The sequence below is a fragment of the Bradyrhizobium sp. Leo114 genome, assembly GCF_055229415.2.
Window position 1 is genome coordinate 132,501 of the sequence record NZ_JBUYEN020000017.1, and the last position, 23,790, is coordinate 156,290.

Annotated in this window: 22 protein-coding genes, 2 tRNA genes and 2 rRNA genes (1 of these 26 cut by a window edge); 7 read left to right on the forward strand and 19 right to left on the reverse strand. The window is 62.8% G+C overall.

Annotated features, from left to right (window positions below; genetic code table 11):
* The 4 genes from ACZIRK_RS21900 to ACZIRK_RS21915 all read right to left on the reverse strand — a co-directional run.
* Positions 1–182, reverse strand: a 23S ribosomal RNA gene (locus tag ACZIRK_RS21900); it reaches 2,658 nt to the left of the window's first position.
* Between the two features lie 473 nt (positions 183–655).
* Positions 656–731: transfer RNA gene (locus ACZIRK_RS21905), tRNA-Ala, on the reverse strand.
* 33 nt (positions 732–764) lie between these two features.
* Positions 765–841, reverse strand: a tRNA-Ile gene (locus ACZIRK_RS21910).
* Positions 842–1,069: 228 nt separating this feature from the next.
* Positions 1,070–2,558, reverse strand: a 16S ribosomal RNA gene (locus ACZIRK_RS21915).
* Together the 16S and 23S rRNA genes with 2 tRNA genes alongside form the textbook arrangement of a ribosomal RNA operon.
* Before the next feature lie 899 nt (positions 2,559–3,457).
* On the opposite strand from ACZIRK_RS21915, the gene ACZIRK_RS21920 reads away from it, so the two are divergent.
* The 3 genes from ACZIRK_RS21920 to ACZIRK_RS21930 all read left to right on the forward strand — a co-directional run bounded on the left by ACZIRK_RS21920 (position 3,458) and on the right by ACZIRK_RS21930 (position 6,262).
* A complete protein-coding gene (locus ACZIRK_RS21920) occupies positions 3,458–5,470 on the forward strand; it encodes a M23 family metallopeptidase (protein ID WP_165435340.1) in 2,013 nt (670 codons plus the stop codon).
* Positions 5,471–5,570: 100 nt separating this feature from the next.
* Complete coding sequence (locus ACZIRK_RS21925; RefSeq protein ID WP_028169119.1) at positions 5,571–5,930, forward strand: SPW repeat protein; 360 nt, start codon at positions 5,571–5,573, stop codon at positions 5,928–5,930.
* A gap of 77 nt (positions 5,931–6,007) precedes the next feature.
* On the forward strand, positions 6,008–6,262 hold the full coding sequence (locus ACZIRK_RS21930) for a hypothetical protein (protein ID WP_028169118.1): 255 nt from the start codon (positions 6,008–6,010) through the stop codon (positions 6,260–6,262).
* A gap of 62 nt (positions 6,263–6,324) precedes the next feature.
* Here the strand turns inward: ACZIRK_RS21930 and clpB are convergent, their stop codons facing one another.
* Positions 6,325–8,964, reverse strand: a complete 2,640-nt coding sequence (gene clpB, locus ACZIRK_RS21935) for an ATP-dependent chaperone ClpB (protein ID WP_130227579.1) — start codon at positions 8,962–8,964, stop codon at positions 6,325–6,327.
* Positions 8,965–9,191: 227 nt separating this feature from the next.
* Here clpB and ACZIRK_RS21940 point away from each other — a divergent pair, with 227 nt between their 5' ends.
* Complete coding sequence (locus tag ACZIRK_RS21940; RefSeq protein WP_130227580.1) at positions 9,192–9,977, forward strand: MOSC domain-containing protein; 786 nt, start codon at positions 9,192–9,194, stop codon at positions 9,975–9,977.
* Between the two features lie 871 nt (positions 9,978–10,848).
* Here ACZIRK_RS21940 and ACZIRK_RS21945 read toward each other — a convergent pair.
* Complete coding sequence (locus tag ACZIRK_RS21945; RefSeq protein ID WP_130228558.1) at positions 10,849–11,244, reverse strand: hypothetical protein; 396 nt, start codon at positions 11,242–11,244, stop codon at positions 10,849–10,851.
* Positions 11,245–11,441: 197 nt separating this feature from the next.
* On the opposite strand from ACZIRK_RS21945, the gene ACZIRK_RS21950 reads away from it, so the two are divergent.
* On the forward strand, positions 11,442–11,765 hold the full coding sequence (locus ACZIRK_RS21950) for a hypothetical protein (protein WP_474418521.1): 324 nt from the start codon (positions 11,442–11,444) through the stop codon (positions 11,763–11,765).
* Positions 11,766–11,846: 81 nt separating this feature from the next.
* Here ACZIRK_RS21950 and ACZIRK_RS21955 read toward each other — a convergent pair whose 3' ends face one another.
* Together ACZIRK_RS21955 and ACZIRK_RS21960 are read right to left on the reverse strand one after the other, a co-directional pair.
* Positions 11,847–12,011, reverse strand: a complete 165-nt coding sequence (locus tag ACZIRK_RS21955) for a Flp family type IVb pilin (protein WP_130228560.1) — start codon at positions 12,009–12,011, stop codon at positions 11,847–11,849.
* Between the two features lie 264 nt (positions 12,012–12,275).
* A complete protein-coding gene (locus ACZIRK_RS21960; protein WP_130228561.1) occupies positions 12,276–13,082 on the reverse strand; it encodes a response regulator in 807 nt (268 codons plus the stop codon).
* 275 nt (positions 13,083–13,357) lie between these two features.
* On the opposite strand from ACZIRK_RS21960, the gene ACZIRK_RS21965 reads away from it, so the two are divergent.
* Positions 13,358–13,570, forward strand: coding sequence for a NepR family anti-sigma factor (locus ACZIRK_RS21965; protein WP_028165127.1), 213 nt, complete (start codon positions 13,358–13,360; stop codon positions 13,568–13,570).
* Positions 13,570–14,118, forward strand: a complete 549-nt coding sequence (locus ACZIRK_RS21970) for a sigma-70 family RNA polymerase sigma factor (RefSeq protein ID WP_027579243.1) — start codon at positions 13,570–13,572, stop codon at positions 14,116–14,118. The genes ACZIRK_RS21965 and ACZIRK_RS21970 overlap by 1 nt, the downstream gene beginning before the upstream one ends.
* A gap of 316 nt (positions 14,119–14,434) precedes the next feature.
* Here ACZIRK_RS21970 and ACZIRK_RS21975 read toward each other — a convergent pair whose 3' ends face one another.
* From ACZIRK_RS21975 to urtE, 11 genes are all read right to left on the reverse strand, one after another.
* Positions 14,435–16,093 (reverse strand): CHASE domain-containing protein, encoded by a 1,659-nt coding sequence (locus ACZIRK_RS21975; RefSeq protein ID WP_130228562.1) that lies wholly within the window; start codon positions 16,091–16,093, stop codon positions 14,435–14,437.
* 409 nt (positions 16,094–16,502) lie between these two features.
* Entirely contained in the window at positions 16,503–17,153 is a 651-nt protein-coding gene (ureG, locus tag ACZIRK_RS21980; RefSeq protein ID WP_130228563.1) for an urease accessory protein UreG, read from the reverse strand.
* Positions 17,154–17,375: 222 nt separating this feature from the next.
* A complete protein-coding gene (locus ACZIRK_RS21985; protein WP_463328091.1) occupies positions 17,376–18,107 on the reverse strand; it encodes an urease accessory protein UreF in 732 nt (243 codons plus the stop codon).
* Entirely contained in the window at positions 18,094–18,720 is a 627-nt protein-coding gene (locus ACZIRK_RS21990; RefSeq protein WP_130228564.1) for an urease accessory protein UreE, read from the reverse strand. The genes ACZIRK_RS21985 and ACZIRK_RS21990 overlap by 14 nt, the downstream gene beginning before the upstream one ends.
* A 12-nt stretch (positions 18,721–18,732) precedes the next feature.
* Positions 18,733–19,032, reverse strand: a complete 300-nt coding sequence (locus ACZIRK_RS21995; protein WP_028165122.1) for a putative quinol monooxygenase — start codon at positions 19,030–19,032, stop codon at positions 18,733–18,735.
* 48 nt (positions 19,033–19,080) lie between these two features.
* Positions 19,081–20,793, reverse strand: coding sequence for an urease subunit alpha (gene ureC, locus ACZIRK_RS22000; protein WP_130228565.1), 1,713 nt, complete (start codon positions 20,791–20,793; stop codon positions 19,081–19,083).
* A 25-nt stretch (positions 20,794–20,818) separates the two neighbouring features.
* A complete protein-coding gene (locus tag ACZIRK_RS22005) occupies positions 20,819–21,358 on the reverse strand; it encodes an HD domain-containing protein (protein ID WP_130228566.1) in 540 nt (179 codons plus the stop codon).
* A gap of 100 nt (positions 21,359–21,458) precedes the next feature.
* On the reverse strand, positions 21,459–21,764 hold the full coding sequence (locus ACZIRK_RS22010; RefSeq protein ID WP_028165119.1) for an urease subunit beta: 306 nt from the start codon (positions 21,762–21,764) through the stop codon (positions 21,459–21,461).
* A gap of 132 nt (positions 21,765–21,896) precedes the next feature.
* On the reverse strand, positions 21,897–22,199 hold the full coding sequence (locus ACZIRK_RS22015; protein ID WP_028165118.1) for an urease subunit gamma: 303 nt from the start codon (positions 22,197–22,199) through the stop codon (positions 21,897–21,899).
* 27 nt (positions 22,200–22,226) lie between these two features.
* Complete coding sequence (locus ACZIRK_RS22020) at positions 22,227–23,063, reverse strand: urease accessory protein UreD (protein ID WP_130228567.1); 837 nt, start codon at positions 23,061–23,063, stop codon at positions 22,227–22,229.
* Between the two features lie 31 nt (positions 23,064–23,094).
* Entirely contained in the window at positions 23,095–23,790 is a 696-nt protein-coding gene (urtE, locus tag ACZIRK_RS22025) for an urea ABC transporter ATP-binding subunit UrtE (RefSeq protein ID WP_028165116.1), read from the reverse strand.

A 23,790-nucleotide genomic window follows, 5' to 3' on the forward strand; every position in this document is an offset into this window, starting at 1 on the left:
TTTCTGGTCGAACCCCAAAACACAAGGTCTTGGAGTTCCGGCTATCGAAGGTGGGTTTCCCCATTCGGAAATCCGTGGATCAAAGCTTCTTCGCAGCTCCCCACGGCTTATCGCAGCGTAGCACGTCCTTCATCGCCTCTCAGCGCCAAGGCATCCACCGAACACCCTTAAGGCACTTGATTGCTCTCATTATCAATGTCCACACACTCGGCAGAATGTATGCCGCCCAATCGCAGTGAGACCGAAATCTCAAAGCGCGCACCCTCGATGAATGCTGCTTGCGCGGCCGGACATTGATTAGAAAGACCAGCTTGCTTCGTAAGATCGAACCAATAGCGAGGCGGTCAAGCTTCGCTAACAGGATCATTTTACAACCCGCTCATCTTGCGATGAACGAGCGCCGAAAATGATCTGGAGATAGTGAATGAGCACCCGCGAATTGCTCCGCAGATCCCAAACTTGGATCGATCTCCTCTTTACGATGTCAGATAACACGCACACCGCGTCCATCCGGACTGCGTGTGCGAATTGATGTTTCGCGGACGATGATGCTTCAGTCGAGGCGCCAGCCCGTCTTCGCTCTTCGAGCTTCGACGCGGCAGCCTTCGCTTTGGTTGGCTTGCCGAGCCGTAGCTGGCGATCCGCCAGCGAAGGCTGGTGGAGCCAGACGGGATCGAACCGACGACCTCATGCTTGCAAAGCACGCGCTCTCCCAGCTGAGCTATGGCCCCGTAACCAGAAGACGAATGCCCGCTCGATGAAGGTGGTGGGCCTGGGAAGACTTGAACTTCCGACCTCACGCTTATCAAGCGCGCGCTCTAACCAACTGAGCTACAAGCCCCTAACGCTCATCCTACAAAGGATTAGGAACCCGCTCGCGCGCAACCGGCTTTCGCCGATGCATCGCACAGCGCTCTAGCCCCTGGCGCGTGTTCGTCCGCGAAGAAAGAGAAACGAAGACGGCGAAATCCCGCCTATGGAGCTCAAGCGATCTGGCGATCGATTGGCCCCGAGATGTTTCTAAAACGATCCGATAGTGAGCGTGAGCTCTCTGAAGGACCATCCTTAGAAAGGAGGTGATCCAGCCGCAGGTTCCCCTACGGCTACCTTGTTACGACTTCACCCCAGTCGCTGACCCTACCGTGGCCGGCTGCCCCCTTTCGGTTAGCGCACCGTCTTCAGGTAAAACCAACTCCCATGGTGTGACGGGCGGTGTGTACAAGGCCCGGGAACGTATTCACCGTGGCGTGCTGATCCACGATTACTAGCGATTCCAACTTCATGGGCTCGAGTTGCAGAGCCCAATCCGAACTGAGACGGCTTTTTGAGATTTGCTAGGACTTGCGTCTTCGCTTCCCATTGTCACCGCCATTGTAGCACGTGTGTAGCCCAGCCCGTAAGGGCCATGAGGACTTGACGTCATCCCCACCTTCCTCGCGGCTTATCACCGGCAGTCTCCTTAGAGTGCTCAACTAAATGGTAGCAACTAAGGACGGGGGTTGCGCTCGTTGCGGGACTTAACCCAACATCTCACGACACGAGCTGACGACAGCCATGCAGCACCTGTCTCCGGTCCAGCCGAACTGAAGAACTCCGTCTCTGGAGTCCGCGACCGGGATGTCAAGGGCTGGTAAGGTTCTGCGCGTTGCGTCGAATTAAACCACATGCTCCACCGCTTGTGCGGGCCCCCGTCAATTCCTTTGAGTTTTAATCTTGCGACCGTACTCCCCAGGCGGAATGCTTAAAGCGTTAGCTGCGCCACTAGTGAGTAAACCCACTAACGGCTGGCATTCATCGTTTACGGCGTGGACTACCAGGGTATCTAATCCTGTTTGCTCCCCACGCTTTCGTGCCTCAGCGTCAGTATCGGGCCAGTGAGCCGCCTTCGCCACTGGTGTTCTTGCGAATATCTACGAATTTCACCTCTACACTCGCAGTTCCACTCACCTCTCCCGAACTCAAGATCTTCAGTATCAAAGGCAGTTCTGGAGTTGAGCTCCAGGATTTCACCCCTGACTTAAAGACCCGCCTACGCACCCTTTACGCCCAGTGATTCCGAGCAACGCTAGCCCCCTTCGTATTACCGCGGCTGCTGGCACGAAGTTAGCCGGGGCTTATTCTTGCGGTACCGTCATTATCTTCCCGCACAAAAGAGCTTTACAACCCTAGGGCCTTCATCACTCACGCGGCATGGCTGGATCAGGCTTGCGCCCATTGTCCAATATTCCCCACTGCTGCCTCCCGTAGGAGTTTGGGCCGTGTCTCAGTCCCAATGTGGCTGATCATCCTCTCAGACCAGCTACTGATCGTCGCCTTGGTGAGCCATTACCTCACCAACTAGCTAATCAGACGCGGGCCGATCTTTCGGCGATAAATCTTTCCCCGTAAGGGCTTATCCGGTATTAGCACAAGTTTCCCTGTGTTGTTCCGAACCAAAAGGTACGTTCCCACGCGTTACTCACCCGTCTGCCGCTGACGTATTGCTACGCCCGCTCGACTTGCATGTGTTAAGCCTGCCGCCAGCGTTCGCTCTGAGCCAGGATCAAACTCTCAAGTTGGACTTGAAACTTTGAACCGGCTGATCACAACGTTTGACGAGGTCCACACCGAAATCGCACAGCGATTCACATCGCTGGCGACCTGACCTCAATGAAGAGGCCATGGTGTAACCTTATTCAAAACGTGTACCGCCGAAGTCTTTCGTCCGGTCCCGATCGGGAAAACCGAGGTTTTCAAAATCGAGACCCGCAAGGACTCCGCCGTCCACGTTTCTCTTTCTTCATCTTCACTTGTCAAACAGCCCGAGATCCGAAGACCTCACACCCTTAGGAGGGTTCCGACCCTCTTCACCCGACGGCGAATCCCCAACCGATTTACGTCGGCTGTTGAGTCACTCATCCAAGTGAGGAGCATCAAGGGCGCGAAAGCTTGCCTTGGCCACCGGGCCAATGCAGCGCCGCGCTCAGTGGCCGCCTTATAGGCCGGCCCAATCCGGCTTGTCAACGGCCATTGTCAACAAATCGTCGCATCAGGTGCAGATTCTTCTGATGCGCAGAATTGCTCGATTTTTCGGGACTTTACGCCGTACTTGAGCCACAATCCTGCGACGTTCTGACGATTAGTTATGCAAAATGAATCGCCGGATGCCAGTGGGGGCTGCCGGTGGTTTCTCTACCAAGGGACTGACGATTTCGATGAATCCGTCGCCAGTTCCACGCGGCCGAGCAACATCGAGAGATTTACACATCGTTGGCATTCGAGATTGTGGTGGGCCATCGGCCTTCGATAATTCACGAATGTTGCTGTATGTGACGCGCCGTACTGCCGGATTGCCCCGCTAGGGCGAATGCGGGCGCAAGGGAGTGCGGAGGTCTCGTCGTATGCTGATGGAACTTGGGGGAACACGGGTTTGAGCCAACGGGCGTCACGCGGGAGCGGCTTTGGACGCGAGACCGGGATGATCGATCTCGGTCACGAGCCGCCGCTGTCGGTTGACGGCTCGGAGGCTGCGGTGATCGACCGCCGCCGTGTTTCCGTACAGTGGTTCAGCGGCACGATCCTCACCGGCCTGTGCGGCGCGGCCTTGATCGGCGGCGCCGTTTTTGCGTCCCTCGACGGCGAGATGACCTTTGCCAAGCTCCCCGAGCGGGTCGAGGGCGCGCTGCGCGGTGCCATCAGCGCCAATGACCGTGCCGCCACCCTGCACAAGAGCGACCGCCTGCCGCCGCCGTCGGAATCAAGCGCCTCGCGCAACGTGGTGCGGGTATCGACGGTGACCCGCGTCGGCAACCGCGACGTGATGCGGGTGCGGCCGTATGTTCGCATCTCCGGCAACCTGTCGATGACGACAAGCGATCTTTCGGCCAAGATCCCGCCGTTCAACGCCCAGCGCATGCTGACCGATGTCGGCACCAATCAGACCGCGGCGGCGGACGATCCGAACAACCCCGAGGCTGTGGAGCCCGACGCCGAGGTCTCATTCGTCACCAAGGATCTGGGGCAGGTGCTACCGAAGGCGAAGATCGCCGCGGGGGTGGCGCTCGACGAGATCCTGATGCGGGTGCGTGACGCGGCCAACTGGCGCGGCAATAACGGCGGCGTCCGCTATACGCTGGCCAATGCCACCGCCGATGTCGGCGGCGCGCAGCCCGACCTCAAGCTCGCCTATGCCACAGAGGGCAACGTTTCCGATCCCTATGCCGGCTTTGAAACCCGCGTGGTGCCGGAAAACGTCACGCTGCTGCCGAAGACCAAGGAGCAGGTCACCGGCGGCAACCCGACCGGGGAGCGGGTGCATATCGTCAAGAAGGGCGACACCGTCACCTCGGTGCTGCGCGACATGGGCGCGACAGCCGACGAGGCCAAGGCGATCGCGGCCATGCTCGGCGCCCGCGGCCGCGATGGCGGCCTGAAGGAAGGCCAGAAGCTGCGCATCCTGATGGCGCCGGCAAATCCGGCGCCGGGAGCGCGGCTGCAGCCCTATCGCGTGATCGTCGCCAACGACACCCAGGTCGAAGCGGTCGCAGCACTCTCGGACATCGGCAAATATGTCGCCGTCGACGTGCAGAGCTTGAACACCGTGTCCGACACCGCCGACAACAGCGACGATGACGAGGATGATGGCAGCGGCGTACGGCTCTATCAGAGCATCTACGAGACCGCGCTGCGCAACAAGGTGCCGCAGAACGTCATCGAGGACATGGTCCGCATCTATTCCTATGACGTCGACTTCCAGCGCAAGGTGCAGCCCGGCGATAGCTTCGACGTCTTCTACGCCGGCGAGGACGAAGGCGTAACGAGCAGCGAAAAGACCGAGGTGCTGTACGCCGCGCTCACGGTCGGCGGCGAGACCAAGAAATACTACCGGTTCCAGACGCCGGACGATTCGGTGGTCGACTACTACGATGAGACCGGCAAGAGCGCGAAGAAGTTCCTGGTGCGCAAGCCCGTCAACAACGCGATCATGCGCTCCGGCTTCGGCGGCCGTCGCCATCCGATCCTCGGCTACGTCAAGATGCACACCGGCGTCGACTGGGCGGCCCCCTACGGCACCCCGATCTTCGCGTCGGGCAACGGCGTGGTCGAAAAGGTCGGCTGGGAGGGCGGCTACGGCAAGTATGTCCGCGTCAAGCACAACAATGGCTATGAGACCGCCTACGGCCACATGTCCGCCTTCGCCAAGGGCATGGAAGCCGGCAAGCGCGTCCGCCAGGGCCAGGTCATCGGCTTTATCGGGTCGACCGGCATGTCGACCGGCGCCCACGTCCATTACGAGATCCTGGTCAACGGCCGTTTCGTCGACCCGATGCGCGTGAAGCTGCCGCGCGGGCGCTCGCTCGAGGGCTCGATGCTGGCAGGTTTCGAGAAGGAGCGCGACCGGATCGATGCCCAGATGAGCAGCCGCGGCAGCTCCCGCATCGTCTCCGACGCCACCGGCTCGACCGGTTCGCGCCCTGTCAGCAACCGCTGATCTCCCCCGTCAAATCAAGCAAATTTGCCGCGGCGACCGTGGAACCGGGAGGGCATCAGCTCGGTTTCAGGGATGCACGAAACCTCCAACGGAGGGTGTCATGGAGAATTGGACGAACGCGAAATTGTGCGACGTCGCAAACCTGATCCTCGGCGCGATCCTGTTGCTGTCGCCCTGGCTGTTCGGCTTCACCGCCGGAACCGTCTCCACCAACGCCTACATCACCGGCATCGTCATCGCGGTCCTTGCAATCGCGGCGCTGGCGGCGTTCGCGGTGTGGGAGGAGTGGCTGAACCTGATCGTCGGATTGTGGGCCCTGGTGTCGCCCTGGGTATTGGGCTTCCACGGCACCACCGCGATGACGGTCCATGTGGTGATCGGCGCGGCGGTGGCGATCCTGGCTGCAATCGAGCTCTGGATGATGTCGCAGCACCCGCCACGGCTGACCACAGGCCGCTGATCGAGGGCTGTCTTACTCTGGTCCCTGCCCGCCACGACGGCGCGTGGAGGCCTTGTTTCGCGTAGAGGGTACCGGACATGAGGCACATCACACGCGATGACGTCGTCAAGGCGGTCGGCCAGATCGACGATGTCACCATCGCCAAGATCATCGCGACGGGCGCCACCGTCGACGAGTTGGCGGAGGCGCAGGCTTGGCTCGCCAATGACGAGCCGCTGATGAACGCCGGCAAACCGCTTGCGACCGGCCGCGCCCGCGAGCTCGTGGACATCCTTTCCGAACTCGAGCCGAGCGACGAGGACGATGTCGGCCCGGCAGTGACGCAGGAATAGCCTCCCCCAAACTCGAAGCCCTCTCCGCCGGGCCGCGGAGAGGGCTTCGATCGTTTCATGATTTAGTTCAGCTTGCGCTTCGCTACCGGCGCGTCGAACTGAGCGACCTCTGCGGTCTGCTGCGCCTTGCCGTTGAAGGTCAGCACGTTGCCCTCCGCCGAGATCTTGACTTGGTCGCCGTCCTTGACATCGCCAGCCAGGATCATCTCGGCCAGCGGATCCTGCAGATTGCGCTGGATCACCCGCTTCAGCGGGCGGGCGCCGTAAGCCGGATCCCAGCCCTTGGCGGCCAGCCAGTCGCGCGCCGCCGCGTCCAGCGTCAGCGTGATCTTGCGATCCTCCAGGAGCTTCTGCAGCCGCGCGAACTGGATCTCGACGATCCGACCCATCTCGCTCTTCTGCAGCCGATGGAACAGGATGATCTCGTCGACACGGTTGAGGAATTCGGGGCGGAAATGCGCCCGCACCGTCGCCATCACCTGCTCGCGCACCGCGCCCGTATCCTCGCCTTCCGGCTGGTTCACCAGGAACTCCGAACCGAGGTTCGAGGTCATGATGATCAGCGTGTTGCGGAAATCGACCGTGCGGCCCTGACCATCGGTCAGACGCCCGTCGTCGAGCACCTGCAGCAGCACGTTGAAGACATCAGGATGCGCTTTCTCGATTTCGTCGAACAGCACCACCTGGTAGGGCCGCCGTCGCACCGCCTCGGTCAGCGCGCCGCCCTCGTCATAGCCGACATAGCCCGGAGGCGCACCGATCAGGCGCGAGACCGAGTGCTTCTCCATGTATTCGGACATGTCGAGGCGGACCATCGCGGTCTCGTCGTTGAATAGGTACTCAGCCAGCGCCTTGGTCAGCTCGGTCTTGCCGACGCCGGTGGGCCCTAGGAACATGAACGAGCCCATCGGCCGGTTCGGGTCCTGCAGGCCGGCGCGCGAGCGGCGCACGGCGGTCGCGACCGCACGCACCGCCTCGGCCTGGCCGACGACGCGCTTGCCGAGCGCATCCTCCATCTTCAGGAGCTTCTCTTTCTCGCCTTCCAGCATCCGGTCGACGGGAACACCGGTCCAGCGGGAGACCACCTGCGCGATGTGGTTGGCGGTGACCGCCTCCTCCATCGTCGCGCCCTGGTTCTCGCTGGCCTCGATATCGGCGAGCTGCTTCTCCAGTGCCGGGATCTTGCCATAGGCAAGCTCGCCTGCACGCTGGAATTCACCGCGGCGCTGGGCGTTGGCCAATTCCACGCGCAGCGCGTCGAGTTCGGCCTTCAGCTTCTGGGCGTTGGAAAGCTTGTTCTTCTCCGCGCTCCAGCGCGCCGTCAGCGCTGCCGATTTCTCCTCGAGATCGACGAGTTCCTTCTCCAGCGCCTGCAGCCGGCTCTTCGAGCCCAGATCGCTTTCCTTCTTCAGCGCCTCCTGCTCGATCTTGAGGCGGATGATCTCGCGGTCCAGCGTATCAAGCTCTTCCGGCTTGGAATCGACCTGCATCTTCAGCCGCGCCGCCGCCTCGTCCATCAGGTCGATCGCCTTATCGGGCAGGAAGCGGTCGGTGATGTAGCGGTTGGACAGGGTCGCGGCTGCCACCAGCGCGGAATCGGCGATCCGCACGCCGTGGTGCTGCTCGTACTTGTCCTTCAACCCGCGCAGGATCGAGATGGTGTCCTCGACCGTCGGCTCGCTGACAAAGATCGGCTGGAAACGCCGAGCCAGCGCGGCATCCTTCTCGACATGCTTCTGGTACTCATCGAGCGTGGTCGCGCCGATGCAGTGCAGCTCGCCGCGGGCCAGCGCCGGCTTCAACAAGTTGGACGCGTCCATCGCGCCATCGGCCTTGCCGGCGCCGATCAGCGTGTGCATCTCATCGATGAACAGGATGAAGGTTCCCTCGGCCGAGGTGACCTCCTGCAGCACGGCCTTCAGCCGCTCCTCGAACTCGCCGCGGTACTTTGCACCCGCGATCAGCGCACCGAGGTCGAGCGACAAGAGCCGCTTGTCCTTCAGGCTCTCCGGTACGTCGCCGTTGACGATGCGCAGCGCCAGGCCCTCGACGATGGCGGTCTTGCCGACGCCGGGCTCGCCGATCAGGACGGGGTTGTTCTTGGTGCGGCGGGACAGCACCTGGATGGTGCGACGGATCTCCTCGTCGCGGCCGATCACCGGATCGAGCTTGCCGTCGCGCGCGGCCTGGGTCAGGTCGCGGGCATATTTCTTCAGCGCGTCATAAGCGTTCTCGGCGGTGGCGCTATCGGCCGTACGGCCCTTGCGCAGCGACTCGATCGCCGCATTCAGGTTCTGCGGTGTGACGCCGCCCTTGCTCAGGATCGAGCCGGCCTCGCTGTTCTTCTCGAGCGCGAGCCCGAGCAGCAGACGCTCGACGGTGACGAAGCTGTCGCCGGCCTTCTCCGCCGCCTTTTCGGCCGCATCGAATGCCCGCGCCAATTCGGGTGAAAGGTAGACCTGCCCCGCGCCGCTGCCCGACACTTTCGGCAGCTTGTTAAGCGCATCCTCGGATGCCTTGAGGATGGCGCGGGAATTGCCGCCGGCGCGATCGATCAGACCGCCGGCAAGGCCTTCGCTGTCGTCCAGCAGCACTTTCAACAGATGCAGCGGCGAGAACTGCTGGTGCCCCTCGCGCACCGCAAGCGACTGCGCCGACTGGATGAAGCCGCGCGCGCGCTCGGTGTATTTCTCAATATTCATAACTTTGCTTTCCCTCGGCCTGCCTCCCCAGCCCCGCAGGCACTGTGAAGGCATCTTCATTGGGTTTCCGCCCGGCGGTGTTGACGTCGGTCAACCCGCCGGTGGTCGTCGCCCTCATTTCAGGCTTGACGCGAATGTGGGCATTTGGCTTCCGAAACGGAAGGGCTTTCTGCAATGATTTCGTAAGGTTGTATGGCCCGATCGATGAAAATCTCCTAAAAGGCCTGATGTCCTCCGCTTCATCCCCAGAGATCGCCGGCATCTACCGCTATCCCGTCAAAGGCCTGACGCCCGAGGCGCTGCCGCGGGCCGAGCTCAAGGCTGGCCAGACGCTGCTGTCCGATCGCCGCTACGCCATCGAGAACGGACCGAGCGGCTTCGATCCCGAGCAGCCCAAATGGCTGCCGAAGCCGCATTTCCTGATGCTGCAGCGGGACGATTGGCTGGTGCCGCTCCGTGCCGAATTCGACGACGGCAGCCACGTCCTGACCCTGCGCCGGAACGGCGAGATGGTGGCTCAGGGCGACCTCGAAACGGCCGCCGGGCGCGCCGCGATCGAGCAGTATTTCGCACTCCACCATGCCGGCCAGATCAAGGGACCGCCAAAGGTCCTGACCAGCCCCGGTCACAGCTTCTCCGACGTCGCCCGCAAGGTGGTCTCGATCATCAACCTCAATAGCCTGCGCGCGATCGAGGAGATGGTCGGGCAATCCGTGCATCCGCTGCGCTTCCGCGCCAACCTCTATGTCGAGGGCTGGCCGGCCTGGCACGAATTCGAGCTGCTCGACCAGACGATCGCGATCGGCAGCGCACGGGCCAAGGTGGTCAAGCGCATCACCCGCTGCGCCGCGGTCAATGTCGATCCCGACACCGGCGTGCGCGACCTCACCATCCCGCACACCCTGATGGAGCGCCTCGGCCACAACGAATGCGGCGTCTATGCCGAGGTGGTCGCGGATGGCGCGGTGGCTATCGGGGATGCGATCGCGGCGGAGCAGCCGGAGCTGTTGTAGCAAAAGCGAACCGCCTCGCGACGGAGCAAGCCGCGCGAATGATGGGTTTCGCTCCGCTCTACCCATCCTACAATTCCGATTCAGTTTCAAACAGCCTCTCCGCTGTCATCGTCCGGCTTGACCCGACGATCCAGTATTCCAGAGACGGCGGTGCTTGAGCCGAGAGGCCGCCGGATACTGGATGCCCGCCTTTGCGGGCATGACCGTGGAGCGTGAGGAGACGATGTGCGCTCGCGTTCTCGCGGCGCGTTGCGTCCGAGCTTGGCGTCTCGTTCCACCCTCCCCGAGATCAGAGGGCGCAGGGAAAGCCGGGTGCCGGTTGCACCCGTGGGTCCCGTGCAACAAAAAGCACGGGGGTAGGACCACAGGTCAACCGAAGCATTCCGGCTTTCCCTGCGCGATGGTGTTACGGTTTCCTTCGTGCTCTCCTCGGTGACCGGGCTTTCTTGCCACCGTCACCCGCGGCAGTTTTTGCTGCTCGCGAGCTTAGCGCCAGCGTCGGGGCGCCAGGACCACACGACTTCGCCGTCCGTGATGCGCGTGCTCGTCAGTCACACGCTTCACGTCCACCGCATCTCACCGCGACGTTCGTGACGATCGCGAGCCGCCCCTCATCTGGGTGAGACGCGCGGAGTTAAATCACTGATTTGCCCGACGACGAAAGCGGAATGTTTTTCGCGCGAGGGGTGGACGGCGCAAATCAGGTTGGAATTGCTCACGAATTTTTCCTCCGCTGTCATTCCGGGGCGCGCCTCTTGGCGCGAGCCCGGAATCCATTGCGCCACATGCGCGAGCGGACAGATGGATTCCGGGCTCGATGCTTCGCATCGCCCCGGAATGACGGATGGAGAGAGAACGAAGAACGATCAGCTTAGGTGACGCAGCGGCCGGGCTGCAGGCGCTTTGCTACTTCGGTCAGCACGCTCACCACGGGCTCGCAGGCGACCGTCATCCTGCGCTCGCCAGATTTGATCAGCGCGGGCGGCTTGGGGTGGCTGCGCGCCTCGTCCCTGACGACGGGAACGCGGATCACGACCGAGGTCTCGGCCAGGCTGTCGAGCTTCAGCGAAATGGTTTCGGTTTTGCCGGTGGCTGCCGGAACTGTCGCCCGGTCGGCCTTCGCCGTACGGTTGACGTCATGTTCCGCCTTGGTGGAGGTGATGAGGCTCTGACCCCCGATGAGATCATGCCCGGAGGCAAATTGCACGGCGCCGAAGGTCAAAGAAACGGCGAGCGCACCTAAAATTCCCTTCAATATCTGTGACATGGCGATTCATCCCTCGCCCCATGGCGATCACGAACACAACTCGAACGAAACGCCCCCGTTCGTATGTCTGCGGATCACTTAACCGTGTTCAAAATTATTTTCGGAATCTCGGAACGTTTTTTCGCGGTCCGCGTCGTTCTGGCAGCCGGTTATTCCCCCTGCCCCATTGACCGGCGATGTAGGGCGCGACCGTGGTGATGCCGGTCGCGCTCTACTTTTTTGTCGGAGTTTTCGTCGGAGTTTTCGAGGGGCAGGCCGGCTTCCCTACCTTCGGCGGTCAGTGCCCCATGGCCCGCTTCTGGAAGCTCCGGGGCCTATTCGATTGCCAACGCGAAGTGGTGACCGTCTCACCCAAGCTGTTGCGGCCGGTGGTGATGGTGTACGTGCCATGCTTCGAAGTCGAAGTGGTCGTGGTGTATCCCAAGCTGTCCCTGCGAGTGCGGGTAACGATTTCTGTATCAGCGTGGGCGGCTCCGGCGCTAAAGACGACAAGCGCCAGCAAGACCATAATACGCATTTGATGACTCCCTAATAGAAAGCCGACCAAAGCTGCCTTTGGCCGGACCTTCCACGTGCACACCCTCTGAGAAAGAGCCGGCGACTTACTTCAGGCCGTCGTCCACCGCTACCAACTTGGTATTGAGATCGGTGCCGATGACTCGAAGGGTGCCGATGATCACGACGGCAATAAGAGCGGCAATCAGACCGTACTCGATGGCGGTCGCGCCAGACTCGTCCTTAATGAAACGGGAAACAAGGTTACGCACGGCTGGTCTCCTGGGATGGTTGTGTGGCTGAACGCATGCAACCATATGCGCGCCGGCCTAAAGGTCGGTGAATCGAAAGCCGCGAACTCTCTTAAGCAGGGTTAACCTGAAGAGATTGCATTCGAAACAAATACTCGTCACGCGCAACCGGCAAGGCGAACAGCCTCGCCCAGCACAAAGGTCACATGAAAGGCGGATGTCTCGGTGCAAAAAATCCGGCGCGCCGTGCGGCACGCCGGATCAGCCGACCTAACCAGGGTCAGTTCACGCCGAGGCGGCGCGCGGCGCACGGTTGCGCGAATTGCGCTGGAAGAACAGCGCCTGGCTCGCAACGGCCGAGACCATTGCGGGCTGGAACGGCTTTGAGATCAGGAACGCCGGCTCCGGGCGTTCGCCGGTCAGGAAGCGTTCGGGATAGGCGGTGATGAACACCACCGGCACCTCGAACACGCGCAATAGCTCATTCACCGCGTCCAGGCCCGACGAACCGTCGGCGAGCTGGATGTCGGCGAGGATCAGGCCGGGCTTCTTGTTCTTGGCGAGCGCCACCGCATCCGAATGGGTGCGGGCGACGCCGATGACATTGTGGCCGAGATTTCGCACGAGGCTTTCCAGATCCATCGCGATGAAGGTCTCGTCCTCGATGATCAGGACGTCGGTCGCGATCTCGGCGGCCATCTCACGGCCGGCGGCATCCGTGAGCTTGCGCGTCTCGCCGATATCGATGTTGAGGATGTAGGCCACCTCCTCTTCCGAGAAGCCCTCCAGCGACAGCAGGAGGAAGGCCTGCCGCGGCAGCGGCGTGATGTTGGAAAGCCGGCGCTCCGGCGGCAGCGCCAACGTCGCTACGTCGGCGTTGTCGTTGATCGAGACCGAATTCCAGATCTGGGTGAACAGCCGGAACAGGCCGGCACGCGGACCGTGCGTTTCATCCAGAAGCGCGGGGTCCTGAAGCAGGGCCTCCAGCATGGCCGCGACATAGGCGTCGCCCGACGCCTGGTTTCCGGTCAGCGCGCGGGCGTAGCGCCGCAACAATGGCAAGTGTTCGGCAACGAGCTGCGATCGGGACATTCCCACTCCATCCTTGTGTTCGAGGCAATTGCCTGAAACGCCTTTATATCCCTCGGGCCGGCACATCCGGTGGGGCGACCCGCCTTCCCCTTGAGCGTTACGCCCGGACTACGCTTGAGCGCCGATAAAGTTCCACAAAAAGTTCCGGACATTCGGAACTTTCGGGCGAACTTCGAATTAGCGTACGACCGGCAGCAAACGCGGCCAAGTCCGAATTTCGAGGAAACTGCTTGGAACACAGGGACTTAACCTCTCGGGGAAACGTGGATCAGATCATGAAGGAAACCAAGAAGCAGGGCGGTCTCAACGCTGAGATCCAATCGAGAATCGGCCACCAGCTTCGCGCCATGTACGATGATGTGGTGCGACAGGGCGTGCCGGACCGCTTTGCGGAGCTTATCCGCAAGCTCGATGATCCCGCGGAGGCCGCCAAGCATTTGGCAGAGACTGACGAGCAGCAAGCAGCAAAAAATGACGGGAGGGACTGATGCCTCTCACCGACCAACTTCGCGACGATATTTTGGCGTCGGTGCCAAGCCTACGCGCGTTCGCGATTTCGCTCTCCGGCAATGGTGACCGCGCCGACGATCTGGTGCAGGAGACCTTGTTGCGCGCAATCGCCAACATCGACTCGTTCCAACCCGGCTCGAACCTGCCGGCCTGGCTGTTCACCATCCTGCGCAACCTGTTCCGCTCCGACTATCGCAAGCGGCGGCGCGAGGTGGAGGACGCCGAGGGCAACTATGCCAAGACTCTGAAGACCCAGCCTGCGCAGAATGCGCATCTGGAGTTCGAGGAGTTTCGCGCCGCACTCGACAAGCTGCCGCAAGACCAGCGTGAAGCTTTGATCCTGGTCGGCGCGTCCGGCTTCTCATACGAGGACGCGGCTGCGATCTGCGGCTGCGCCGTCGGCACCATCAAGAGCCGCGTCAACCGCGCGCGATCGAAATTGAGCGCATTGCTCTATGTCGAAGGCGCGGAAGATTTCGGCCCTGATGACACCGTGCGCGCCGTGATCGGCGGCAACGGCGGCTGATGCTCGCCAACTCTTGATCGTCATGCGCGGGCTTGACCCGCGCATCCATCTCGGAAAAGAGATTTTTCTGAGGGATGATGGATTGCCGGGTCAAGCCCGGCAATGACGGCGAGAGCAATGCGTAGGGTGGGCGAAGCCAACGGGTCGCGCGAACGCGCGCCCGATCACCGGCTCCGCGCGCCCACCTTCTCTTGCACCACCCGTGAATGGTGGGCACGCTGCGCTCCTACACGACTTACCTACGGATCTATTCCGACGGCGCGCTCCTACTTATCCCCTCACCATGAGGGGAAGCAGGGTCGCCACCGGCCTGCAATCAGCGCGCCGGCCTCAACGGTGCGGAAAACTTCTCCGTGCGGTCGCGCTCGTTCATGTCGATGACGGTTTCCATCGGCGCGGTGAGCTCGTAGACGTAGCTGATGTCGGTGAAGTAGCGTTTCGCCGTCCCGCCGAGCGCTTCGGGGGCAACGCGGTCGAGCAGGATCAGGCCGAAATCGGAATCGGGGCGGCGGGTGGCTTCGCTGGTGTTGAACTCCTCCCAGCGGAAATGAAAGATCGCCTCCGCATCCTTGCCGTTGACTTCCCAGTTAGCGACGATGTGCGGGTGCTTGCCGACCAGGGACAGGCCCTCGTCGGAATGCGAAGCGAGCTCGAAGAACAACAGCGACAGCGACTGCGCAGCGCGCGCGCTGACCGCGATATCGGGACCGGAGATCGCGATGCGCTCGGCATGCGGGATCGCGCGGGCCTCGAACAATCCCTTCAGCTTCACGCCCTGCCACTGGCTCTCGCTGAGCAGCGTGACCACGTTCGACATGGCGTGGATGCGGCCGATCAGGAGATCGCGCGCGGCATCGATGTCCGAGCCATGGCGCAATGTGCGCGTGACGATCGACTGGATCACGGCCAGGATGTTCTTGACCCGGTGGTTGAGCTCGTCGATCACAGCGGTCAGCCGCCGCTCGAACCCGATCCTCACCTCGATCTCGCGGCTGAGCCGAAGATTGTTGTAGGCGACGTAGCCGAACAGGCCGCAGACGATGCCGGTCAGCGCGAGGCCGATGGCCGCCACGATCGCCGCGGTCTGGTTCGCCCGCGCGGCGGCGGAGGTCTTGGCGTAATAAGCGAGTGACCAATCCCGGCCGCCGAACGTCACCGTCCGGACCATCGACGGCGCCGGCCCATCCGGCCGCACCGCGCGCGAGGTGATGACGCCCTGGTCGTTGGCGACCAGCTCGTCGTTGGAATCGCGCGGGTCCTTCAGCACCACCGAGAACAGCGACATATCGTCATTCGCCAGCATCAACGGCCCGAGCTCATACGAAAATGTGACGAATCCCGCGGGCTCCGAAGCGCCCTGCTGAAACACTGGCGCGGCGAGCGCGACCCCGATCGGCCCATTCTGGCGCAACAGCGGAATCGGATCCGACGCCACCGGCTTGCCGTCCGCCATCGCCTGCGCCAGCATCGGCCCGATCACGGAATGGTGGTCAAAGCTGCGGCCCGACAGGATGATGGTCTCCGGCGTCCGCGGCTCCAGGTCCATCATCACGTTGACGGGCTTATCGAGCGCCTTGATGTCGAGGGGCTGGTCGTCGAAGTCGCGGATGGTCGGATTGGGGAAGCCGGCCTTCTTCAGCTCCTGCTCCGCCGCCGCGAGCTCGTCGGGCCTGAGCCGCGCAATCCAGGCGGCAATCACGAAATCGGTCTTGAAGGCATAGATCGAGGAGCGCAGCGGCTGCAGCATGTCTGCCTTCACCACCGACGGCGCGCGAAACAGGCCCGAGGAGACGCGGGCGAGCAATTCGCGCTCGGTGAGCCGGTCCTGCACCAGGCTGGCGTGGACGTCGATCGCCCGCGCCAGCGCGATGCCGTCGAGCGTCAGCTCCTGCTCGTGCACGCGATAGGCCGCGAGACCGGAGAGCAGCACCCCGATCAGCGCAATGAAGGCGATAATGAAGCCCAGCCGGACCACGCTGTTACTCGGAGACTGTGGGTTGGCGGAGATCAACAGCGGACATCTGGCGTCTGCGGGGGCGACAACGATCGGATACGGGGTGAACGCCAACCGCGGCGGAATATGGAGTGGCGAGCATCGGTACGCAACGGAAGGCGGCAATTAACGTGAGCGACGGCCGGCGCCGGCTCCGGCTGGCGAAAGCAACGTCAGAGTTGGCTAATGGGAGTGGCTGGATTTTGTTCCCATTGCGGCAAGGAATATTTCGTCGCACCCGCCGTTTGCAGCTTGCGTGAAAATAGTGAGCGTAAACCGGACCGCTCGTGGACGTCGACGCAGATGTCCCGGGTTGCGCGTCGCTTCACCCGTAGCTAGGAGCTCGCCGCGTTAAAATATTAACAAATCGGATATCATATTAACACACGATTCAACCCGCCTTTGCCTTGCCTTTGGCAGAGGCTTTCGGGCGTAGGCCGCCCTTGGCCTCAATGAAGGCGATGATGCGCTCAAGCCCGTCGCTCTTCTTCAGGTTGGTCATGACGAAGGGACGCTCACCGCGCATCCGCTTCGCATCGGTCTCCATCTTCTCAAGCGACGCGCCGACATAAGGAGCGAGGTCGATCTTGTTGATCACCAGCAGGTCGGAACGGGTGATGCCGGGGCCGCCCTTGGATGGGATCTTGTCACCGGCGGCGACATCGATGACATAGATCGTGAGGTCGGCAAGCTCCGGCGAAAAGGTTGCGGCCAGGTTGTCGCCACCGGACTCGATCAGCACCAGATCGAGGCCAGGAAATTTCGCGCGCATGTCGGCGACCGCCGCCAGATTCATCGAGGCGTCCTCGCGGATCGCGGTGTGCGGACAGCCGCCGGTCTCGACACCGGCGATGCGGTCCGGCGTGAGCGAGCCCGAGCGCACCAGGAACTCGGCGTCCCATTTGGTGTAGATGTCGTTGGTGATCGCGGCGATGTCATAACGCTCGCGCATCGATTTGCAGAGCAGGTCCATCAGCGCGGTCTTGCCGGATCCGACCGGACCACCGACGCCGACGCGAAGCGGGCCGTGAGAAGATGTCATGAGAGCCAATCCTCCTAAGCGTCGTCCCGGCGAAGGCCGGGACCCATACCGCGTGATCTCTCGATAAGGCGAGCTGACCGCCGCCCTTCACAAGAAGGAACGAGGCGCTGCCCTCTCCTCGTCATTGCGAGCGTAGCGAAGCAATCCATGCCTCAGCAAGCGGTGCGATGGATTGCTTCGCTCCGCTCGCAATGACGGCGGAACGCGGGAACGACAAATACATCATGACCGGAACAGCCTCGTATATTGCGTCTCGTGGCGCAGGCTGGCGAGATCGGCGCGGAAGGTGGCACTGCCGAGATCGTCGAGCGAAGCCCCGCCCGCACGTGTTGCGGTCGCACTGACCACCGGTTCGAGAGCGGCAAGCACGCGCTGACTGTCGGTCTGGCCGAGCGGGATCAGGCGGGCGCCGGCGGAGATCCAGTTCGAGACCACCGCATGGAAGAACGCGTGCAGCACTGGCGCAAGCGGAATGTCATGGGTGGCGCTGACCAGGCCGACCGCGACGGGATAGACGATCGCGCCGTCGCAGGCGGCGATGAACTCGTCGAAGCCGGGCGAGAACCAGGCGGCGCGCGCCGTGTCGATAAAGGCGCGGCCCTGCGTCGTGGTCTCGAGCTGGCGCTCGCGCGAGGGCACGAAGGCGGCGGCCAGCTCGGCGATCTCGCGGAGCCTTCCAAGGTCGTGCGCCATGGTCGCCCGATGGGTCTGGGCGAGGAACACACCATCGCAGAAGCCGGAGCCGTCGCTCAGCATCGCGGCGAGCCAGCCGCGCAGTGAGGCGGCATCCTTGATGTCGCCGGCCTCGACCGCCCATTCGAGGCCGCTGGAATAGGAGAAGGCCCCGACCGGGAATGACGGCGACAGCCAGGTCATCAAACGGTAGAGCGAGGCGGCCTCGCTCTCCGTCATCCCACCCCACGCCTCGCTGCGCGGCAGCTCATTTGTGGTCATGAGCATGGGAGTGGTCGTGATGGTGGTGATGGTCGTGGTCGCAATGCTCGTCGTGGTGATCGTGATCACCGTGGTGATGGTGATCGTGAGCACCGTGATGGTGGTGATGATCATCGTGGCCATGATCATGCGCATGGTCATGGCCGGTGTGGTGATGCGCGGCCGCGTCGCCTTCATGCGCATGGCCGGCATAGGCGCCGCCTTCGGGATCGAACGGCGCCTCGATCTCGATCACGCGTGCACCCAGCCCCTTCACCATCGCCTCGATGACGTGATCGCGCCGGATGCGCAGGCCCTTCTTCATGATCTGCGTCGGCAGATGGCGGTTGCCGAGATGCCAGGCGACGCGGATCAGATGGTGCGGGTCGGCGCCGCGGATCTCCAGAAGCGGCTCGGGCGCGGCGACCACCTCGACCAGCCGGCCGTCCTCCAGGACCAGCGCGTCGCCGCCGCGCAGCGCGATCGCGTTCTCGAGATCGAGCAGGAACTCCAATCCGCGCGTGCCCGTCATCGCCATCCGACGGCGGTGGCGGTCGTCGAAATCGAGCACCACGGTATCGGCCGCCGGCTCATTCCAGCGGTGTTGCGGCTTGACGGACGTCGCGCGGATCATGTGGCTTTCTCTTTACCGAACTTCGACCTTCTCGGGCGTAATCACCTCGATCTTCGGCGGCGCCGAGAAGCACTTCACCGCGACGCGGCCAAAGGTCTTCATGTGATCGGCGGTGCGGTGCGGCACCAGCGCCTCGGCATTCTCCCACTGCTCGACGAACACCATCTTGGTCGGATCGGTGACGCTCTCGTGCAGATCATAGGCGATATTGCCGGGCTCCTTCCGCGTCTCCTTGATGCAGGCGGTGGCGGCCGCAATGAATTCGGCGCGCGTTTCAGGCTTGATGGTCAGTGTGGCGACGACGTAGATCACGGAATTTCCTCCCGGCTTTGGTTTCTGGGCGTATTTGCCGGAGAGGTTTTAGAACATGAAATAGCGCTGCGCCAGCGGCAGCACCTCGGCGGGCGCGCAGGTCAGAAGCTCGCCGTCGGCGCGCACCTCATAGGTCTCCGGATCGACCTCGATCCTGGGCGTGGCGTCATTGTGGATCATGCTCTTCTTGGAGATCTTGCCGCGCGTGTTCTGGACCGCATAGAGCTTCTTGCCGATACCAAGCTTGCGCGCCAGCCCGCCGGCGACCGCCGCCTTGGACGTGAAGACCACCGAGGATGCGGTGAGCGATTTTCCGTACGCCGCAAACATCGGCTGGTAATGCACCGGCTGCGGGGTCGGGATCGAGGCGTTGGGGTCGCCCATCGGCGCCGCCACGATCGAGCCGCCCTTGATGATCAGGTCCGGCTTGGCGCCGAAGAACGCCGGCGACCACAGCACGAGGTCGGCGAGCTTGCCCTTCTCGACCGAGCCGATCAGCTTGGAGACGCCATGCGCGATCGCGGGGTTGATGGTGTATTTGGCGATGTAGCGCTTGACGCGGAAATTGTCGTTGTTGCCCTTCTCCTCGGGCAGCGATCCGCGCTGCTTCTTCATCTTGTCCGCGGTCTGCCAGGTGCGGATGATGACCTCGCCGAGCCGGCCCATGGCCTGCGAATCCGAGGACATCATCGAGAGCGCGCCGAGATCGTGCAGGATATCTTCCGCTGCGATCGTCTCCTTGCGGATGCGGCTTTCGGCAAAGGCGAGATCTTCGGCGATCGAGGGATCGAGGTGGTGGCACACCATCAGCATGTCCAGATGCTCGTCGATGGTGTTGCGCGTAAACGGGCGCGTCGGGTTGGTCGAGGACGGCAGCACGTTCTTCAGCCCGGCGATCTTGATGATGTCAGGCGCGTGGCCGCCGCCGGCGCCCTCGGTGTGGAAGGCATGGATAGTGCGGCCCTTGAACGCCTTCACCGTGTCCTCGACGAAGCCGGATTCGTTGAGCGTGTCGGTGTGGATCATCACCTGGATATCGTGATCGTCGGCGACCGCAAGACAGTTGTCGATCGCCGCCGGCGTCGTGCCCCAGTCCTCATGCAGCTTCAGCGCGCAGGCGCCGCCCTTGATCATCTCGACCAGCGCCGCCGGCCGCGATGCGTTGCCCTTGCCGGAGATGCCGAGATTGACCGGGAAGGCGTCGAAGGACTGGATCATCCGGCCCATGTGCCATGGCCCCGGCGTGCAGGTCGTCGCAAAGGTGCCGTGCGAGGGGCCGGTGCCGCCGCCCAGCATCGAGGTGACGCCACTCATCAATGCGTGCTCGATCTGCTGTGGGCAGATGAAATGGATGTGGCTGTCGAATCCCCCTGCGGTGAGGATCTTGCCCTCGCCCGCGATCACGTCGGTGCCGGGACCGATGATGATGTCGACATTGGGCTGGATGTCGGGATTGCCGGCCTTGCCGATCGCCGAAATCATGCCTTCCTTGATCGCGACGTCGGCCTTGACGATGCCCCAATGGTCGACGATCAGCGCATTGGTGATGACGGTATCCGCCGCCCCTTGCGCGCTCGTGACCTGCGACTGCCCCATGCCGTCGCGGATCACCTTGCCGCCGCCGAACTTCACCTCCTCGCCATAGGTGGTGAAATCCTTCTCCACCTCGATGATGAGATCGGTGTCTGCGAGTCGCACACGATCGCCGGTGGTGGGCCCGAACATGTCGGCATAGACGGAACGTTTGATCTTCACGGACACTGTAAGCCCCCTACTTCACTTGCCTTCAAAACGCGCTTTTCGCGGTTTTGGCGACTTCATCAAATTTGGCATCGAGCATCGGGTTGACGCCCCGACATCCGGCGACGACTTTTTCGGCCCATATGACATAGGCGGCGAGATCTTCGCGCTCGTCTTCGCTCAGGTTCGGCCCGATTCGGGCGCGCGTGTTGCTGATCTTGTCCGCGATCTTGATCATCTTGGCGCCGGGCGATTTGTGCGGGGCATCCTCAATCTGCTTTTGCCGGCGCTGGGTCTTCGACAACGTCATGTCGTCGGTCACCTCGACCACGAGCGCGGCGACGCGCTCGCTAAATTTTGCCGCCAGTTCCTCGCGCGTGGCGTCGGTGTCCTCGACCGTGTCGTGCAGCCAGCCGGCCGCCACCAGTTCGGCGTCGGCGCCATCGGTCGCTGTTGCGAGCAGGTTCGCGACCTCGGCGAGGTGATTGATATAGGGTTCATTGCCACGACCCTTGCGGGCCATGCCCGTGTGGCGATGCGCGGCGAACTCGGCGGCTTCGGAGATGAGGCGGATTGGCTGCAGCATGGCGAAAAACTCCTTTTTGCCTCAACCGCGCCACCGCGCACTCCGTTCCTGCCTTGCGAAAGAGGGGACGGCCGGGCGACAGCGAACTTGGCGCCAAGGATCACAGCTTGCCCTTCACCTCGCCGCGGAAGCCGTGGATGACGCGTTTGCCTGCGAGGGCGACGAGCTGGACGTCGCGGGTCTGGCCCGGTTCAAAGCGGACCGCGGTGCCGGCGGCGATGTCGAGGCGCATGCCGCGGGCTTTCTTGCGGTCGAATTTGAGGGCCGGGTTGGTCTCGAAGAAATGGTAGTGCGAGCCGACCTGGATCGGGCGGTCACCGGTGTTGGCGACGGTGAGCGTCACGGTCTTGCGGCCGGCATTGAGCTCGATCTCGCCGTCCTGGATGAAGAGTTCGCCGGGGATCATGTGTGCTACCTCGTATCGCTCTGCTGCGTCATGGCCGGGCTTGACCGGCAATCCACGTCTCACCGCTCAGCCCGAAGGGCGTGGATGCCCGGGTCGAGCCCGGGCATGACAACATTGATGGACTTCCGCTCCTCACCGGATCGGCTCGTGCACGGTGACGAGCTTCGTCCCGTCCGGGAACGTCGCCTCCACCTGGATGTCGTGGATCATCTCGGCAATTCCCTCCATCACCTGCGCCCGGGTCAGGACCTGTGCGCCGGCCTGCATCAGGTCGGCGACGGTGCGGCCGTCGCGCGCGCCTTCGACGATGAAGTCGGTGATCAGGGCGATAGCCTCGGGATGGTTCAGCTTGACGCCGCGCTCGAGCCTGCGGCGCGCCACCATGGCGGCCATCGAGACCAGGAGCTTGTCCTTTTCGCGGGGAGACAAATTCATGCGGGCACTCTGATGGTTTTCGAATGATTAGTTGAGCCACAGCCTCGGCAGCGGGACGGCGGAGGCGCGGCCGAGCACCGTCATCATGTCGGCGCGCAGCCTCATCGCATCTTGGGCACAGAAGCGCGCCATTGCAAACCCATTCCAGCAGGAGACGCCGACTTCACCACGGAAGGAATCCTGCGCCTCGCGTATACGCTCCACGACCGCCTCATCTCCGGGCACGATCAGCGCAGTGCCGATCGCGACGCCGCCATTGGCGACAGCTGATAGGGCGAGCTTTTCACCGATATTGCCGTCGAGCCGGATGGTCTCGGCAAACACCAATCTACCACCGCGGCGCATCCGCCAGCGGTCGACGAATTCGCCGTGGCGCATGGTCTCGCCCATGGCCGAGCGGCCGAACACCACGATTTCACACAGCAGCAGCGACGCGCCCTCCGAGAGGTCGATATCGATCCGCCGCGAAATCCGGGCGCGGTCGAACAGGATGGTCTCCTGCGGCAGCCAGGACAGATGCGAACCGGTTGCGGCTTTCAGCGCGATATTGAGCTGGGCGGCGGGTCCGGCCGCACGATAGACTTTCTCGGCGGCGGCTGTCGTCAGCGTCAGCCGCGCGCCCTCACCAGTAGCGATATCGATGTCAAAGCGATCACCGCCGGCAACCCCGCCAGCGGTATTGACGAACACCGCCGACAGCCCCTCGCCCTCCGGCGACGGAAAACGCACCCGCAGCGAGCCGGATTCGTGCAAGTCGCCGCGGCGGGTAACACCATCCTGCAGGTGCACACCGAACCGCACCGCGCCGCGAGCACGGTTGGCCGCAAAGGTCGCTGCATCAGCGCGTGCATTCTCGGTGTGCATCCGTCCCCCCCCCGTTGGCCGGTTGCGTCCCTTATAGCGCCATTTGGCGGGAGATTTCAGCGGGATCGAGATTGGAGCGGTCGCAGGCATATTTCACCGCGCCACGGTCCATCACCGCAAAGGAGTCGCCGAGCTCGCAGGCGAAATCGAGATATTGCTCGACCAGCACGATCGCGATGTTGCCGAGATTGCGCAAATAGGAGATGGCGCGGCCGATGTCCTTGATGATCGAGGGTTGGATGCCCTCGGTCGGCTCGTCCAAAAGCAACAGTTTCGGCCGCATCACCAGCGCGCGGCCGATCGCGAGTTGCTGTTGCTGGCCGCCGGAGAGGTCGCCGCCGCGGCGGCCGAGCATCGATTGCAGCACCGGAAACAGCGAGAACACGTCGTCCGGGATGAAGCGGTTCTCGCGCTTGAGCGGACCGAAGCCGGTCTTGAGATTTTCCTCCACCGTCAGCAGCGGAAAGATCTCGCGGCCCTGCGGCACGAAACCGATGCCGCGCCGCGCGCGCTCATACGGCCTCAAACCGGTGATGTCGCTGCCGTCGAACTCGATAGAGCCCGACGCGATCGGATATTGGCCGACCATCGCGCGAAGCAGCGAGGTCTTGCCGACGCCGTTGCGCCCGAGCACGCAGGTGACCTTGCCGGGTTCGGCCGACAGCGAGACGCCGCGCAGCGCCTGCGCTGCGCCATAGAAAAGGTTGATGTTCTCGACCTTCAACAT